This is a genomic window from Thauera sp. (assembly GCF_034003485.1).
Lineage (GTDB): Bacteria > Pseudomonadota > Gammaproteobacteria > Burkholderiales > Rhodocyclaceae > Thauera.
In genome coordinates this window covers 188,040-205,602 of sequence record NZ_JAVEYL010000001.1, presented here as the reverse complement: position 1 = coordinate 205,602, position 17,563 = coordinate 188,040, and the positions used below count along the sequence as shown (strand labels likewise).

Sequence of the window (17,563 nt, the reverse complement as noted above, 5' to 3'; positions counted from 1 at the left end):
GGAAACTCGAAATGCGTTCAGGTCCGCACGGCAGCGTAATGCAAGGGCCCGCCGGTGTGGGGCGCGAACCCGGTGCCGAAAATCACGCCAGCATCGGCCAGATCGGCATCGGCGACCACCCCCTGCTCCACGCAACGCTGCGTGGCGACCAGCAGGGGCGCGAGCACGCGTTCGGCCAGTCCGTCAGGAATCCGGGGGGGCGCTTCCGGTCGGCGCGTGCCGGGCAGCTTTCCCCGCAGCACGGCGAGCAGCCCGTGCCTGGTTGCGCCCTCACCCTCGCCTGCCCCCTTCACCACCTTGCCATCGACCCAGCGGTAGTAGCCCTCACCGCTCTTGCGCCCGAGCTTGCCTTCGCCGACCAGCTTGAGCAGCCGCGCCGGCGGCTCCGCCCCTTCTCCGGCGAGCGCTTTGCCGGCGGCCACGGCGATGTCCAGCCCCACCATATCGACCAGTTCCACCGGCCCCATCGGCATGCCGAAGGCGACCAACGCGGCATCCACCGTCTCGGGTGCGATGCCTTCCTCGACACAGCGCAGGGCCTCGAGCATGTAGGGGCCGAGCACGGCGTTGACCAGGAAGCCGGGGGCACTCTTCACCGGCAGCGCCAGCTTGTCGATGCGACGCACGAAGCCGGTGGCGCGGCGCAGCACCTCGGCGTCGGTGGCCTCGCCCTGCACCACCTCGACCAGCGGCAGCATCGGCACCGGGTTGAAGAAGTGGATGCCCACCAGGCGTGAGGGGTCCCGCAGCGCGGTGGCGATGTCTTCCAGGCGCAGGCTGGAGGTGTTGGTGGCGAGCACCGCGTCGGGCCTGGCGCGTGCTTCCAGGTCGGCGAACAGCGCGCGCTTCGCGTCCAGGTTCTCGAAGATCGCCTCGATGATCACGTCGGCGCGCGCGGCGCCCTCGCCCTTGGGGTCGGGGATCAGGCGGTCGAGCGTGAAGCGCACCTGCTTCTGGTCGCCCTTGTGGCGGCGATCGAACAGCTTGGCGGCGCGGGCGATCGCGGGCGCGATGCGCTCGACCGACTGGTCCTGCAGCGTCACCGTCATGCCGCGCAGCGCGCACACCGCGGCGATGTCGCCGCCCATCACGCCCGCGCCCACCACATGCACGTGGCGCGGCGCGAAGTCGCTGTCCTTGCCGAAGGCCTTCAGGCGCTCCTGCAGATGGAAGACGCGCACCAGGTTGCGTGCGGTGGGCGAGGTGAAGATGGTGTCGAGCGAGGACGGATCGGCGGCAGGCACATCCAGCGCGTTGCCGCCGTACTTTTCCCAGATGTCGATGATCGCGAACGGCGCCGGATAGTTGGCGCGGCCGACCTTGCGCGCAGCCTGGGCGCGCGCCTTGTCGGCGACCATCTTGCGCAGCGGGCCGTTCATGGCCCAGCGCGTAGCACGTTCCTGCGCCGGCAGCTTTCTGGCGGGATTGCCGCCGAGCGCCACGATGCGCGCGGCCGACTCCATCACCCGCGCCGGCACGCAATCGTCGGCCAGCCCCAGGCGTTTGGCCTTCTTCGCATCCACCGCCTTGCCGGTCAGCATCAGGTCGAGCGCCGCCGCCGGGCCGATCAGTGCGGGCAGGCGCAGCATGCCGCCCCAGCCGGGGACGATGCCGAGCATGACCTCGGGCAGCGCGAGCTTGGTGCCCGGCTCGTCGACCACGATGCGGTAACGGCAGGCGAGCGCGAGTTCGAGCCCGCCGCCCATGCAGTGACCGCGAATCAGCGCCAGCGTAGGGTAAGACACGGCGGCGAGGCGGTTGAACAGCTTCCAGCCGCGCTCGACCAGCGCCCGTGCGGCGAGCACCGAGTCCAGCCCGGAGAATTCTTCGATGTCCGCCCCGGCGATGAAGCCGGCGGGCTTGGCCGAGGCGATCACCAGCGCCTTCGGCGGCGCGGCGTCGAGCGCATCGAGCACGCTCGCGAATTCGCGCATCACCTCGGCGGACAACACGTTGGCGCTGGCGTCCGCCTTGTCCAGGTCGAGCCAGGCCAGGCCGGCGTCTTCACGGCGCAGGCGCCAGTGCTTCCAGTCTTGTTGCATGTTCGCGCTCATCACACCGTCTCCACCAGCATCGCCCCGCCCTGCCCGCCGCCGATGCAGATCGACGCCAGGCCGCGCCCGCCACCCTTGCGGCGCAGCACTTCGAGCAGATGCAGCACGATGCGCGCGCCGCTCGCGCCCACCGGGTGGCCGAGCGCGACCGCGCCGCCATCCACGTTGAGGCGCGCGGCATCGGGCGCACCCGGCGCATCGACGCCGAAGTGCGCGCGGCAGTAATCGTCGTCCGCGAAGGCGCGCAGGCAGGCGATGACCTGGGCGGCGAAGGCCTCGTTGAGCTCCCAGGCGTCGAGGTCGTTCGGCGCCAGGCCATGGCGTTGCAGGATCGGCATCGCCGCATGCACCGGACCGAGGCCCATCTGGTCGGGCGCGAGCGCCGCCCACTGGCTGTCGGTGATGCGCCCGAGCGGCTTCAGGCCGTGGCGCTCGACCGCGTCCTCGGAGGCCAGCACCATCCAGGCCGCGCCATCGGTGATCTGCGAGCTGTTGCCCGGGGTGACGCGGCCGTATTTCTTGTCGAAGAAGGGCTTGAGCTTGGCGAGGTTGGCCATCGACGAGTCGCGCCGCACGCCGTCGTCGGCGGCATACACCTGGCCGTCGCGGTCGATCAGCGGGACGATCTCGTCGCGGTAATGCCCGGCGTCCTGCCCCGCGCACACGCGGCGGTGGCTCTCGACCGCGAAGGCGTCCATGTCCTCGCGCGTGATGCCGAACTTCCACGCCAGGTTCTCGGCGGTCTGGCCCATCAACTGGCCGACGATCGGGTCGGTGAGGCCCTTCATGATGCCGATCACCGGCGCGAGATGGCCGAGGCGGAAGGTCTTGAGCATCGCCAGCCTGGCGCCGGTGGTCCGGGCCGCGTACCAGCCCGCAAGCCAGCGCACCATCTTCTCGGAGAACAGCAGCGGCGCATGCGACAGCGCATCGACACCGCCGGCGAGCACGAGCTGGCTGCGCCCGCACTGGATGTTGGCGATCGCGGAATCGAGCGCCTGCATGCCCGAGGCGCAGTTGCGCATCACCGTCCACCCCGGCACCTTGTCGCCGCAACCCAGGCGCAGCGCAACCACGCGGCCGATGTTGACCTCGTCCGGCGAGGGGCTGGCGCAGCCGAGGATGACCTCGTCGAGCTGCTCGGGCGCGAAGGGCTGGCGCATCAGCAGGGCGCTGCCCGCCGCGGTGGCGAGATCGGCCGCGGTGAAGGGGCCGGGCGCGTTCTTCGCCTTCAGGAAGGGCGTGCGTGCGCCATCGACGATATAGACGGCCCTGCTCATGCGGCCACCTCGACCTTGTCCTGGGCCGGCGAATGTCCGTGCAGCTTGCGCATCACCGACTTGAGCCCGATGTCGTAGGGGAAGTCGTCGACACGGATCACCTTGTCGCGCAGCGCGTTGCGGTGCTCGACCAATGCGTACTCCTGCGCACTGATCACGCCAGCATGGAGCGCAAGACGCCAGATCTCGTCGACGTCGCCCGAAGCCAGCACCTTGGGATCGAAGCGCCCCTGACGGCGAGCCTCCTTGAGCTTGGCCTCGACCGGGTCGGCGGCCAGCGTCGCGGCGAGCGCAGCTTCCAGGGCACCGATCGGCTCCTCGAGGTCGGTGGGCAGATGCACGTCCGAGGTCAGGCGGTCGCGCGTCGGAGAAGGCTCGAGCAGCAGTGCGGCGACCTGGTGGCCGAGCTTGTCCGAGGGCACGACATAGGGCCGGCCGAGCGGGAACACGACGACGCGGTGCAGCACGAAGGCGAAGAGCTTGTTCGGGAAGTTGGCGATCACGCCCTCGAAGGCCTGCTGGATGCGGAACATGCAGTCCCAGATCGCCCAGTGCATCAGCGGCGCATCGGCAGCGTGGCGGCCTTCGGACTCGAAGCGTTTGAGCGTGGCGGTCGCGAGGTACATCAGCGACAGGATGTCGCCGAGCCGGGCGGAGAGCTTTTCCTTGCGCTTCAAGGCGCCGCCCATGGTGCCCATCGAGATGTCGGCGATGAAGGCGAAGGCGGCCGAGAAGCGGGTGAGTTGCTGATAGTAACGGCGGGTTTCGGGCGCGACATTGTCCGGCACGCCGACGAAGTGCGAACCGGTCAGGCCCATGATCAGCGCACGCGCTGCGTTCGACACGGTGAAGCCGACGTGGCCCCACAAGGCCTTGTCGAAGGCGTTCAGATCGCCCTGCTGGGCGGCGTGCATTTCCTTGAGCACGTAGGGATGGCAGCGGATCGCGCCCTGGCCGAACAGGATCAGGCTGCGGGTGAGGATGTTGGCGCCTTCCACCGTGATGCCGACCGGGATCTGCTGGTAGGCACGGCCGAGGAAGTTCTGCGGGCCGAGGCAGATGCCCTTGCCGCCGATCACGTCCATGCCGTCATTCACGGTCTGGCGAGCGCGCTCGGTGACGTGGTACTTGACGATTGCCGACACCACCGAGGGCTTCTCGCCGAGGTCGATCGCGCCGGCGGTCATCACGCGCGCGGCATCGCTCAGGTAGGTGTTGGCGCCGATGCGGGTGAGCGCCTCCTCCACCCCCTCGAAGCGGCCGATCGCGGTCTTGAACTGGTAGCGCACGCGGGCATAGGCACCGACGGCGCGCGCCACCATCTTCTGCATCCCGGTGTTGGAGCCGGGCAGCGAGATGCTGCGCCCGGCGGCCAGGCACTCCATCAGCATGCGCCAGCCCTGGCCGGCCATCTTCGGCCCGCCAATGACGTAATCGAGCGGCACGAACACGTCCTTGCCGCGCACCGGGCCGTTCATCCACACCGCGTTGAGCGGGAAGTGGCGGCGACCGATGTCGACGCCGGGGTGATCGTGCGGGATGAGCGCGCAGGTGATGCCGAGCACTTCGTCACCGCCGAGCAGTCGATCCGGGTCGTAGAGGTGGAAGGCCAGCCCGAACACGGTGCACACCGGGGCGAGCGTGATGTAACGCTTGTCGAAGTTGATGCGCATGCCGAGCACCTCCTCGCCCTTCCACTCGCCCTTGCACACCACGCCGGCGTCCGGAATGGACGCGGCGTCCGAGCCCGCCCACGGGCTGGTGAGCGCGAATGCCGGAATATCCGCGCCGCTCGCGAGGCGAGGGAGGTAATGCTGCTTCTGCTCGGGGGTGCCGTAATGCAGCAGCAGTTCGGCCGGGCCGAGCGAGTTGGGCACCATCACGGTGACCGCCGGCGCCGACGAGCGGGTGGACAGCTTGGTCACCACCTGGGAGTGCGCATAGGCCGAGAAGCCTTTGCCGCCGTATTCCTTGGGGATGATCATGCCGAGGAAGCCCTTGGCCTTGATGAACTGCCAGACCTCGGCGGGCATGTCGCCCTGCTGCGTGCATTCCCAGTCGTGGGTCAGGCTGCAGAGTTCGTCGGTCTCGTTGTCGAGGAAGGACTGTTCCTCGGGGGTGAGCTTGGGCCACGGATAGGCCTGCAGCTTTTTCCAGTCGGGATTGCCGGCGAAGAGCTCGCCTTCCCACCACACGGTGCCGGCCTCGAGGGCGTCCTTCTCGGTCTGCGACATGGTCGGCAGGGTGCGACGGAACATGGCGAACACCGGCGCGGTGATCCGTTTCACGCGCACCGACTCGATAAGGAACACGCTCAACGCCGCAGCGAAGACCGCCATCGCCAACAGCGTCAACCAGAAGCCCCAGCCCGCAGCGATGCCCATCGCCAGAAGCCACGCCAGTCCCGCCGCAAGCCAGGCAAAAAGAGGCGCTCGCCCGTAGGCGAGCGCACCTGCCAAGGGAGGGAGGGAAACAAGTAGCAGCCAGATCATCGTTCGTCGTCTCCGGATTCGGTCAAAAACCGCATGCAGGCCGCAAATCCATGCGGCCCAGTTCAGTCATCAGCATGCGTGGCGGCCTCCGCCCCGCCCGCAAAACCAGGCAAGGGCGCGCGCAAGCCGCCGAGCAGGAAGGACATCAGGCGCGGGATCAGGCGCGCAGGGTCTTCGTCGTCAAACTTGCCGGCGAAAAGCTGAAGCGCATCGGTGCCCGCGATCGCATACGAGGTCGCCCCCATCATGAAGTGGAAGCGCCACAGGATCTCATCGCGCGGAACCCCCGGCAGCGAGGCATACAAGGCATCCAGAAAGCGCCCCAGCGTGTCGGCGTATTCAGCGGCGAGGAACTTGCGCACGAAGGCATTGGGTTCGGTGTAGGTGCGCCCGAGCAACTGCATGAAGATGCTTCCGCCATGGGTCTGGTCGGTCGCCATCTGCAACGAGGGCTCGAAAAAGGCCTCCAGCACCTGCGAGGGCTTGATCCGTGCACCGCGCTTTCGTGCGCCTTCCTCGATGCGGGCGAGTGCGGCCAGGCGGCGCTGGTTGAGCTCGCCCAGGCGGCGGCGGAACACCTCCTGGATCAGGTTCTCCTTGGTGCCGAAGTGGTAGTTCACCGCCGCCAGATTGACGCCCGCGGTCGCCGTGATCATGCGCATCGAGGTCGCTTCCAGCCCGTGCTCGACGAACAGCGTCTCTGCCGCATCGAGGATGCGCCACCGGGTTTCCAGCCCGCCCCGGCCGCTTGCGTTGCTCATGATCAATCTCCTGAATGAGGCCATCTCATTCAAACGTATGTTTGAATTCTAAGGAAAAACCCGGGCCCGTCAATATTTTTAATGGCTGAATTCACACTTTCGTTCGCCCATCCGGCTCGGCCTGTCCGGCGCACGGGCTGCCTGGGTCTCAACCCGCCTTCTTGCTGCCCGCCGGCCGGTCACCCAGCAGCAGGGCCGCGAGCGAAGGCAGCAGCAGCAAGGCACCAAGCATGTTGATCACGAACATCAGGGCCATCACCAAGCCCATGTCGGCCTGGAATTTGAGCGCCGAGAAGATCCAGGTGCCGACGCCGACGGCCATCGTGGTCGCGGTGAACATGACCGCCGTCCCGCGCTGTCTCAGCGCCTGGTAAAAGGCGTCCGGCAAGCTGTCGCCATGCTCGAAACGGTTCGCCATGCGCTCGTAAAAATAGATGCCGTAATCGACCCCGAGGCCGACGGCGATCGCCACCACCGGCAAGGTCGATACCTTGAGACCGATGCCGAGCAGCGCCATCAGCGCGTTGCAGAACACCGCGGCGATCATCAGCGGCAGGATGATGCACAGCGTCGCCCGCCAGGAGCGGAACTCCAGGAAGAACAGCAGGCTGATCGCGCCGAACACCAGCACCAGGATCGCGATCGAGGCCGCATCCACCGCCTCGTTGGTCGCCGCCATGACGCCGACGTTGCCCGAGGCGAGCAGGAAGTCGACGTTCTCGCTGCGGTTGGCGGCGCGGAAGGCCTTCACCTCGCGGATGACATGGGCGATCGTCGGCCCCTCGTGATCGCGGGTAAAGATCAGCACCTGCATCGCGCTGCAGTCGGTGTTGAGCAGGCCCGTGCTGGTATCGACCGGCGTCACCGACTGGGCGAGCACGGTCGGGTTGCGCGAGAGCACGCGCCAGGCCGGGTTGCCTTCGTTCCAGCCCGCGTTGATCGTCTTGGCCACCCCGGGCAGGCCGACCACGCTCTGCACCCCGTGGACGCCGCGCATCGTGGCCTCGAAGCGGTCAATGGTGTCCATGATCTCGAAGCTCGTGCACGCCCCATCCACACCCTTGGTCTGCACGATCACCGACAGCACATCGACGCCGATCGAGAACGATTTCACGATCGCTGCCGCATCCTGGTTGTAGCGCGAATCCTCGTGCAGCTCGGGAATGCCGTGGCCGAGGTCGCCGGTGCGCAGGTCGCGCGACTTCCACGTGGCCGCGCCGAGCAACACGGCGGTGATCAGCAACACCACGGTGGCCCGCTTCGGCTCGGCCAGCGTGCGCAGCCGCTTCCACAGCCAGTGGTCCTTGGTCTCGGCCGTCATCGTGCGCCGCATCGCCGATTCACTGAGGCGGGTCCACGACAGCAACACCGGCAGCAGCAACATGTTGGTGATCAGGATCAGCCCCACCCCGAGCCCGGCGGTGAGCGCCAGCTCGCGCACCATGTCGATCTCGATGCGCATGATCACCAGGAAGCCGACCACGGTCGTGGTCAGCGCCATCGACCCCGGCAGGACCAGGCGCCGGAAGGCGTTGTGCGCGCCGGTGAGCGGACCCGCGCCCGCCAGGATCTCGAGTCGCCAGGCGTGCGTCATCTGCACCGCGTGGCTGACGCCGATCGCGAAGATCAGGAAGGGCACCAGGATGGACATCGGATCGATGCCGAAGCCGATCAGCGGCAGCAGCCCCATCAGCCACACCACCGGCACCATCGCGCACGCCAGCGTCAGCGCGGCGAGCTTGACCGAACCGGAGTAGAAGAACAGCAAGACTGCGGTGATCGCGAACGCCACCAGGAAGAACACGAGCACGCCACGTGCCCCGTCGGTGATGTCGCCGACCGCCTTGGCAAAACCGATGATGTGCACATCCAGCCCTTCGCCGGCGTATCGCGCACGCAGCTCCTCGAGCTGCCTCGCCACCGCGAGGTAATCCAGGCGTGCGCCCGTGTTGGGGTCGATCTCGAGCAGCTCGGCGCTGATCATCGCCGCGCGGTGGTCGTTCGACACCAGGCGGCCGACACGCCCCGACTTGAGCACGTTCTGGCGCACGGTCTCGAGATCATCGGCCGAACCATCGAAGTCGGCCGGAATCACGTTGCCGCCGGCAAAACCGGCCTCGACCACCTCGATGAAGCGCACGTTGGGCGTAAACAACGAGGTGACGGTGGCACGGTCCACACCGGGGATGAAGAAGATCTCGTCGGTGGCGGCCTTCAGCTTGTGCATGAATTCCGCGTTGTAGATGTCGCCCTCGTGCTGGCGCAACGCCACCAGCACCCGGTTGGCTCCGCCGAAGGTGTTGCGGTAGCCCATGAAGGTCTTCATGTACTCGTGTTCGAGCGGGATCATCTTCTCGAAGCCCGCATCGACCTGCAGCCGGCTCGCCGACGCGCCCAGCAGCACGGTCAGCAGCACGAACAGGCCGAGGAAGAACTTGCGCCGCTTGAACAGGAGCAGACCGAGAAGTTCGACGAGGCGCTTCAACATCAGGATTTCTCCCCGGTTGCCGAAGGCAGCGCCATGCGCTCGACGCCCTCCTCGCCCACGAGCAGGATCTCGCCACCACCGATCTCCGCCACCGCCGCGCGCACCCGCCGATCCGGTCCATCCAGGCGCACGAAGCTGCGCCCCTGTTCGGCGCTGACCAGGACCACCCCGCTCTGCCCCACCAGCACCAGCCGGCCATCGGCCAGCACGCGGCCCCCGAACAGCGAGGACTGCACGCCGGTGCCGATCTCGACCCAGGTGTCGCCCCCGTCTTCGGTGCGGAACACATGGCCGCGCATGCCGAACACCAGCGCACCGCCATCGGAGAGCGTCAGCGCGCTGAAGAAGGAGCCGGCATAGGGCGACTCCAGCGCCTGCCAGGTCTCGCCCCCGTCTTCCGAGCGCAGCAGGGTGCCGGCCTCGCCGGCAATCAAGAAGCGCCCGCCACCGAGCGCCAGCACCGCGTTCAGGTGCAGCGCCTCCTCGTTCGCGTCCAGCGCGCGCGCCGCCCAGCTCGAACCGCCATCGGTGGTGGCGAGGAAGCGACCATAGGCACCGACCGCGAAGCCCTGCCCGGAAGCATCCACCCACAGGCCGAGCAGCGGCTCTTCCGCCTCGGGCTCGGACTGCACCAGATGCCAGTTCTCACCCCCGTCCTCGCTGCGCAGGATCACCGCGTCGTGGCCGACCGCCAGCACCCGCTCACCATCGATGAAGCGCACTGCAGTCAGCGTGGCCGTACTCGATGACACTGCGGCACGCCAGTTGCCCCCCCGATCGTCGGAGAGAAAGATGCTGCCACGCTCCCCGACTGCCACGAGCCGCCCCGCGGCGCTCTCGGCCACGTCCAGCATCTGCAGGTGGGAGATCAGCGTCCGGCTCGGCGGCATGGGGGGATCACTGCGCGTGGAGAACGCATAGGCCGTCGCGGCCAGCACGAAGGCGACAAACAGGACGCCGATGGCTCGGTTCATGAGGACAGGCTCGCATGCAACACGGCACCGACGCGCGGAACCGGGCAGGAAGGGCGGAGAGAATTTTGCGATACGGCAGCGGGGGCCAACGCCCCCCCGCATGGTTTCAGGCCCGGCACCACGGCGCCGGGCGTGGTACGTCAGCGCGTACCGATGCCACGCAGGCCGGCGGGCGTGAAGTCGGCCGGACGGGCCTCGATGGTCTGGTAGATGCGCGCCTCGTCGTTGCGCAGGCCCATCGCAATGTAGCGGCCCGACTGCAGGTCGTGGTGCACCTCCAGGCTCGGGTAGAGCATCGGGATGTCGTACCAGTTGATCGAGTGCAGCTCCGACACGCGCCACAGCTGGTCGCGGGCGTCGTACTTGTCGATCACCAGGATCGACCACGAATCCTCGTCCAGATAGAAGGTGCGGCGCTTGTAGCTGTGGCTGGTGCCGTCCTTCAGCGTGGCATCCACCACCCACACGCGGTGCAGCTCGTAGCGCGTGTGGTCCGGGTTCATGTGCCCCGCCTGCAGCACGTCGGCCATCTTCACCGTGTTGCCGACCAGCCTGTAGGCGTTGTAGGGGACGTAGATCTCCTTCTTGCCCACCAGCTTCCAGTCGTAGCGGTCGATGGCGCCGTTGTACATGTCGAAGTCGTCGTTGGTGCGCAGCCCGTCGGCCGCCGTGCCCGGGTTGTCGTAGGCCACGTTCGGCGCCAGGCGCACGCGGCGCTGGCCGGGGTTGTAGGTCCACGCCTGGCGGCGGTCGAGGAATTCATGCACCAGCAGGATCTGCCCCGCGAGGCGCGCGGGCGCCGTCACCGTCTGCAGGAAGTTGAACAGCTTGCCGGACTCGATCTGCTCCGGTGCTTTCTTCAGGCTGCCATAGTGGAAGTCATACTGGTACTCGAAGCGCACCGGCGTGTAGGTGCCCTGGCGCGTCACCGCGGCCTGGCTCCAGTTCATCGCGTACGCCTCGCCGCGGTAGCGCGCAAGGTGGTTCCAGATCGCCTCGGCGCCGTTCTGCGGAATAGGGAACGGAATGCCGCCGGTCGTGCCTTCGATCGTGCGCCCGCCATCGACCAGTTTGGCGCGGCTGGCGTTGGCGATGGTCTGGTCGTAGTGCCCCTGCGGGAAGGCCGCGCTACGCCGCGTCGGGTAGACGTTCATCTTCCACGTCGCGTAGGTCTTGAGCATCTCGACCTGGCCGGGGGTGAGCTTGTCGGCGTGCTGGGCGTGGTTGGCGGCGTCGATGGTGAACAGCGGTTTGTCGGTGGCGAAGGGGTCGGCGTAATGACCGCCGGCCTCATGCCCAGCGGGCGCGGACTTGAGACCGCCGTCCCAGGCGGGGATGGTGCCCGCCGCATTGCCCGCCTGCTCCGCGCCCATCGGCGTCAGGTCCTTGCCCAGCCGCGAGGCATCGGCCATGGCCGGCGCGGACAGCGCCACCGCGAGCGCCGCGCCGAGAATCGTGAGTGTCTTGCGCATGTCGTTTGTCTCCAGATCCGGTGTGGTGCTCAGAACGAATAGCTGACGCTGACCGAGAGGAAGTCGCGGTCGTAGAGGGGGTTGGTGTGGCTGGCATAGGAGCCAGCCGAGTCAGTTCCACTCACCTTCTTGCCGCCGAAGAAGCTGCTGTAGGCGATGTCGGCCTGCCAGTTCTGACGGTAGTTCATACCCAGGCCAAGCGTCACAGCCTTCGCGCCCTCATTAAAGCTCGGCCCTCGACCATTAACGTCATGCGAGAACGCAATACGTGGCGAGAGATTCACCCCCGCAACTGCACTTGGATACTCGAAGCGGGCGAGTACACGATAGCCCCAGGAGTTCTCGGTCAGGAAGCAGCCAGAACTCACGCCACCTTGAGAGGTAGCGACTGAGGAACCGGGTTGTGGCAGGTGGCAGCCGGAGGCTGCAAACTTCAGATCCGATGGCAGGTTCAGGTGCGTGTAACCGACTTCACCGACAACCACCATTTGCTCCGCACCAAACACCTGCGGCACAGCCTTCGTTCCCGTCAGCTGGACTTGGTGCATCTTCACGCGGCGATAACCTGTGATTTCGGTGCCATACGGCTGTTCCAGGAAAGCATTCGGCACAAACGTGCCCGGCGCCACTTGCGTCACGCCCGTACCCGTGATCTGGTTGGGCGCACCCAAAGCCGCCAGTAGCAGCTCAGCCGAGGGCAGTTGCACCGGCTGGTTCTTGCGATACGAGTATTCACCCTGCAAGGCAATGCCGGCAGGTCCAGCAGTATTGAAGCTCAGGCCGAACAGCTTGATGTTCTTCGGGTATTCGACGAAGTACTCGCCACCTCGATCGTTCGCATAAGCGCATCCGGCAGCAAGACCGGCGCTCGCAGCAATGATCGGGTCAAAAACAGTACAACCAGACGCTGGATGCCCCGAAGGAAACGGTGTTCCATTGGTCGAGTAACCGCCGCGATAGCCAGAAACAAACGGAATCCGGCTGTGGTAGTTCACGTGATAAAGGCCGAATTCGGTGTAGTTCCACTCGGGAACGAGCATTCGCAGCGCAAGCCCGTATTCACCACCATCACCGGGCTCCTTGTCTTGAGCGCGCGGGGCAAATAACTGCGCCGTGGGGCTTGTCCCATACACCATCGGCGGCGCATTGCCGTCAGCCAACCTACCAAAGCCGGTGTAGGCAATATTGCCACCCGCCGACACAAAATCATTCGTGCTGAAGAACGTCCCCGCCGGCTCGATCTTGGTCTTCTCCCACTCGGCCATCCACACGACTTCAGCGGTGACGTTGTCGGTGAGTTCCTGCGAGGCCCACAGCATGCCGATCGGCGTGAGGCCTTCGCGGAGTTCCGAACCGGGCACGCGCAGGCGGCTGACGTTGACCGGGTTGAGGATGTTGATGCCGTTCTGGATGAAGGTGCTCTCGCCCCAGCTCACCACCTGGCGGCCGGCGCGCACGTTGAGCGCCCGGCCGCCGACGTCGAAGCGACCACGCACATAGGCATCGAGCAGCTCGGCATCGCGCCCCAGTTCGCCGCGCGCGGCGTTCGTCATGCCGCTCTTGTGCATGAAGGCGTGGTCGTAGAAATAGGTGCCGCGGAAGAAGGCGCCGAAGTTCTGGTAGCTCAGCTCCAGGTCGTGCGTGGCCTTGAAGGCCAGCGAGACCATGTCGCCCTTGTCGTACTTGAGGTTGCCGTCGTCCGAATTGGGGTCGCGCGAGGTGCCGCCATTGGCGATGCTGATCAGCGAGGACTCCCGATCCTGCATCCGCCACAAGCCCCCCACCGACAGCGTGGTATCGAAACTGCCCGTCACTTCGCCGCTGGCGCTGGCGAACTCGAAGGCGTGTGCCTGGGGCGCGGCCATCAGGGCGAGGGCGACCGATGCGGCCAGGGTACTCAACGCCAGAAACGGGCGGTGCGAACGAACTACGGCGTGACTCCGACTCATTTGACTCCTCCTCGAGATCAATGCGCCCACCTGGGGATGCGGGCATTCTTATGGGTGCGGTACATATCCGCGTGCAGCACCTTCTTTGGGTGCAGCGTGTCTGGGTGTCACAGGCTCAAGCATGCTGTCCCGGGTGGAAGCTGTCTCCTCCGGAAAAATACTTACGGGAACAGCGCAGACCGGCCTGGTTTGCCCCTCGGGGGGCCTGCAAGTCAGCAAATGAGCCGATCCAAAAAACTAATTCGAACGTTTGTTTGAATCCTACAAAGTCCGTGCTGGAAGTCAAGCGCCCTCGTGGTTTTTTTGCCGGTCGCGTGTGCAATTTGACGTCACCGTGCCGCACCAACAGAATCCATCACCCTTGCGCCCGGCCTGTGCGCTGTGCATCGTCCTCCACACCGCCTGCCTGCCTCTTCCACGGAAACCCCATGAGACGCGCCCCCGCTGCCGCACTGCCCGCCCCCGAACCAACCGAACGCCGCGACTGGGAAACGCTCAAGAGCCTGTTCCCCTTCATCTGGGCCTACAAGGGCCGGGTGCTGTTCGCCCTCGCCTGCCTGATCGCGGCCAAGGGCGCCAACGTGTCGGTGCCGATCATATTCAAGCACCTTATCGACGGCCTCACGATCACGCCCGAGCAGGCCTTCATCGTGGTGCCGGCGGCGCTGCTGCTGGCCTACGGCGTGCTGCGCTTCTCGACCTCGCTGCTCACCGAGCTGCGCGAGGTGGTGTTCGCCCGCGTGACCCAGCAGGCGGTGCGCGAGATCTCGCTGCGCGTGTTCCGCCACCTGCACGCGCTGTCGCTGCGCTTTCATCTGGAGCGTCAGACCGGCGGCCTCACCCGCGACATCGAACGCGGCACGCGCTCGATCGGCTCGCTGATCAGCTACACGCTGTATTCGATCCTGCCCACGCTGATCGAGATCGGCATGGTGATCGGCATCCTGCTGGTGCAGTACGACGCGGTGTTCGCGCTTATCACGCTCACCGCGCTGACGATCTACATCGTGTTCACCGTCAAGGTGACCAACTGGCGCACCGCGCTGCGCCGCGAGGCCAACGAGCTCGACTCGGCCGCCAGCGCGCGCGCGATCGACAGCCTGATCAACTACGAGACGGTGAAGTACTTCAACAACGAGGACTTCGAAGCGCGGCGCTACGACGAGCAGTTGCAGAAGTGGAGCAAGGCGCAGGTGACCAACCAGTACTCGCTGTCCGCGCTCAACGTCGGCCAGGCGGCGATCATTGCCGTCGCGGTCACCGCGATGATGTGGCAGGCCGCCGACCGCGTGGCCAGCGGCGAGATGACGATCGGCGACATCGTGCTGGTCAATGCCTTCATGATCCAGCTCTACATCCCGCTCAACTTCCTCGGCGTGCTCTACCGCGAGATCCGCCAGTCGCTCACCGACATCGAGCGCATGTTCGGCCTCATGCACACCCACCGCGAGATCGCCGACGCACCCGACGCCCGCACCCTGCCGGCCGGACCGGCGAGCGTGCGCTTCGAGCACGTGAGCTTCGCCTACGACGCCAAGCGCCCGATCCTGTTCGACGTCGATTTCGACATCCCCGCCGGCAGCACGGTGGCGGTGGTCGGCCACTCCGGCTCGGGCAAATCCACCCTGGCCCGGCTGCTGTATCGCTTCTACGACGTGCAGGGCGGCGCGCTGCGCATCAACGGCCACGACCTGCGCAGCCTCACCCAGGACAGCCTGCGTGCGGCGATCGGCATCGTCCCCCAGGACACGGTGCTGTTCAACGACACGCTGTTCTACAACATCCAGTATGGCCGCCCCGGCGCCAGGCGCGAGGAGGTCGAGGCAGCGGCGCAGGCCGCGCAACTGGAAGGCTTCATCCGCCAGTTGCCCGACGGCTACGAGACTCGCGTCGGCGAGCGCGGGCTGAAGCTCTCCGGCGGCGAGAAGCAGCGTGTCGCGATCGCGCGCGCGCTGCTCAAGAACCCCGCCATCCTGATCTTCGACGAGGCCACCTCTGCGCTCGACTCCAAGACCGAGAAGGCGATCCAGGCCCAGATCGAGCGCGCCGCACAGGGCCGCACCGCGCTCGTCATCGCCCACCGTCTGTCGACGATCATGGACGCGGACGAGATCATCGTGCTCGACCAGGGCCGGATCGTCGAACGCGGCCGGCATCACGCACTGCTGACGCAGGGCGGCGCCTATGCGCAGATGTGGATGCTGCAGCAGCAGGAGGAAGGCACCGATGCGACCGACAACATGACCCCGGATGCCAAGTCTTGGGGCGCGCCTGCGGGCGGTGTGGCGTAGACTGAAAAGCTATCCCGATTGACGACGGCTGCATGGACGCCCACGGCAACTTCCCGTTCCTGAAAGAAACCATCCTCTTCCTGGCGCTCAGCGGCGTGCTGATGCCGCTGCTGTCACGGCTGCGCATCAACCCGGTGCTCGGCTTTCTGTCGGTCGGTGTGTTGCTCGGCCCTTACGGCCTCGCCTCACTGGCGGGCACCTGGCCGGTGCTGTCGTTGTTCACCTTTGCGCGCCCGCAAGACGTGGAGTTTCTGGCCGAGCTCGGGGTGATCTTCCTGATGTTCATGATCGGCCTGGAGATGTCGGTCGAGCGCCTGTGGTCGATGCGTCGGCTGGTGTTCGGCCTCGGTGGGCTGCAGGTCGCGTTGTCGGCGGCGGCCCTCGGCGGGCTGGCGTTGTGGTTCGGCAACAGCATCGAAGCCGCAGTGATCCTGGGCGTGGTGCTGGCCTTTTCTTCAACCGCGATCGTCATGCAGTTGCTGATCCAGCGCCGCGAACTGGGCACGCCGCTCGGTCAGTCGGCATTCGCCATCCTGCTGTTCCAGGACCTGGCGGTAGTGCCGCTGCTGGTGCTGATCAGCATCCTTGGCGCTTCATCGGGCGAGGGCAGCTTTGCCAGCCTGCTCGGCACTGCAGTGCTCAAGGGCGTGCTGACCGTGGTGCTGATCTACCTCATCGGCCGCCGTGTGGTGCGACCGCTGTTCCACCAGATCGCAGTGGACAAACAGCCCGACACCTTCACCGCACTCACCCTGCTGACCACGCTCGGCGTGGCAGCACTGACCTGGTACGCCGGCCTGTCGATGGCGCTGGGTGCGCTCCTGGCCGGCCTGATCATCGCCGAGACCGAGTTCCGCCACGAGGTCGAGATCACCATCGAGCCCTTCAAGGGTCTGCTCATGGGCCTGTTCTTCATGTCGGTGGGCATGGGCATCGACCTGCGCGCGCTGCTCGCCGAGCCGCTGTGGATTCCCCTCTCGGTCGTCGGCCTGCTGGCCATGAAGGCGCTGATCGTCTTCGTGCTGCTGCGCGTGTTCGGGCTGTCGTGGGGGCGTTCGGCCGAGGGCGGGCTGCTGCTCGGCCAGGGCGGCGAGTTCGCCTTCATCGTCATCGGCATGGCGCTCGCGCTGGGCCTGCTCGAACGCCAGGTGGGGCAGTTCATGCTGATCGTGGTCGGCGTGTCGATGCTGGCGGCGCCGGTGGTCGCCCGCCTCGGCCAGAGCCTGGGCGACAACATCGACCGCCGCACCGCACCGCCGGCACCGGACGACACCGAGCTGGGCGCAATGGGTGGGCCCGGCGGCCACGTCATCATCGCCGGCTACGGCCGCGTCGGGCAGATGGTGGGGCAGATGCTGGGCGAGCAGGGCGTGGCCTTCGTCGCCATCGAGAACGACGCTCAGCTCATCGCCCACCAGCGCAAGGCCGGCGTGCCGCTGGTGTTCGGCGACGCCAGCCGACCCGAGCTGCTGCGCAAGCTGCGCATCGACCAGGCGCGCGCGGTGGTGCTGACCATGGACCACACCGCGGCCGCCATCCACGCCGTGCAGGGCATTCGTCGCCTGATGCCGATGATGCGCATCATTGCCCGCGCGCGCGACGAGAAGCACGCGCTGCTGCTGCGCGAGGCCGGTGCCTCGGTGGTGGTGCCGGAGACACTGGAGTCCAGCCTCAAGCTCACCGGCTGGGTGCTCGAAACCCTGGGCGTACCGCCCGACGCCGCCACGCGCCTGCTCGAGCAGGAACGCGAGCGCCGCATCGTCGCGCTGCGCGGCAGCGGCACCACCTGACCCGCCCCCGAT

Annotated in this window: 10 protein-coding genes; 2 read left to right on the top strand and 8 right to left on the bottom strand. The window is 66.8% G+C overall.

The genetic code is table 11. The annotated features are described in order from the left end of the window. Positions 1-17: 17 nt before the first annotated feature. The 8 genes from RBT54_RS00985 to RBT54_RS00950 all read right to left on the bottom strand — a co-directional run bounded on the left by RBT54_RS00985 (position 18) and on the right by RBT54_RS00950 (position 13,470). Complete coding sequence (locus RBT54_RS00985; RefSeq protein WP_320363200.1) at positions 18-2,054, bottom strand: 3-hydroxyacyl-CoA dehydrogenase NAD-binding domain-containing protein; 2,037 nt, start codon at positions 2,052-2,054, stop codon at positions 18-20. Further along, complete coding sequence (locus tag RBT54_RS00980; protein WP_320363198.1) at positions 2,054-3,334, bottom strand: acetyl-CoA C-acetyltransferase; 1,281 nt, start codon at positions 3,332-3,334, stop codon at positions 2,054-2,056. Before RBT54_RS00980 ends, RBT54_RS00985 begins: the two co-directional genes overlap by 1 nt. Further along, positions 3,331-5,826, bottom strand: coding sequence for an acyl-CoA dehydrogenase (locus RBT54_RS00975; RefSeq protein WP_320363196.1), 2,496 nt, complete (start codon positions 5,824-5,826; stop codon positions 3,331-3,333). Before RBT54_RS00975 ends, RBT54_RS00980 begins: the two co-directional genes overlap by 4 nt. Positions 5,827-5,888: 62 nt before the next feature. Next, positions 5,889-6,587, bottom strand: coding sequence for a TetR/AcrR family transcriptional regulator (locus RBT54_RS00970; protein WP_320363194.1), 699 nt, complete (start codon positions 6,585-6,587; stop codon positions 5,889-5,891). 148 nt (positions 6,588-6,735) lie between these two features. Further along, positions 6,736-9,075 (bottom strand): efflux RND transporter permease subunit, encoded by a 2,340-nt coding sequence (locus RBT54_RS00965; RefSeq protein WP_320363192.1) that lies wholly within the window; start codon positions 9,073-9,075, stop codon positions 6,736-6,738. Further along, entirely contained in the window at positions 9,075-10,049 is a 975-nt protein-coding gene (locus tag RBT54_RS00960) for a WD40/YVTN/BNR-like repeat-containing protein (protein WP_320363190.1), read from the bottom strand. The genes RBT54_RS00965 and RBT54_RS00960 overlap by 1 nt, the downstream gene beginning before the upstream one ends. Positions 10,050-10,189: 140 nt before the next feature. Then, positions 10,190-11,521, bottom strand: a complete 1,332-nt coding sequence (locus tag RBT54_RS00955; RefSeq protein WP_320363188.1) for a DUF1329 domain-containing protein — start codon at positions 11,519-11,521, stop codon at positions 10,190-10,192. A 29-nt stretch (positions 11,522-11,550) separates the two neighbouring features. Next, positions 11,551-13,470 (bottom strand): DUF1302 domain-containing protein, encoded by a 1,920-nt coding sequence (locus tag RBT54_RS00950; protein ID WP_320363186.1) that lies wholly within the window; start codon positions 13,468-13,470, stop codon positions 11,551-11,553. 428 nt (positions 13,471-13,898) lie between these two features. On the opposite strand from RBT54_RS00950, the gene RBT54_RS00945 reads away from it, so the two are divergent. Together RBT54_RS00945 and RBT54_RS00940 are read left to right on the top strand one after the other, a co-directional pair. Further along, a complete protein-coding gene (locus RBT54_RS00945; RefSeq protein ID WP_320363184.1) occupies positions 13,899-15,761 on the top strand; it encodes an ABC transporter ATP-binding protein/permease in 1,863 nt (620 codons plus the stop codon). A gap of 32 nt (positions 15,762-15,793) precedes the next feature. Next, on the top strand, positions 15,794-17,551 hold the full coding sequence (locus tag RBT54_RS00940) for a cation:proton antiporter (protein WP_320363180.1): 1,758 nt from the start codon (positions 15,794-15,796) through the stop codon (positions 17,549-17,551). Positions 17,552-17,563: the final 12 nt, after the last annotated feature.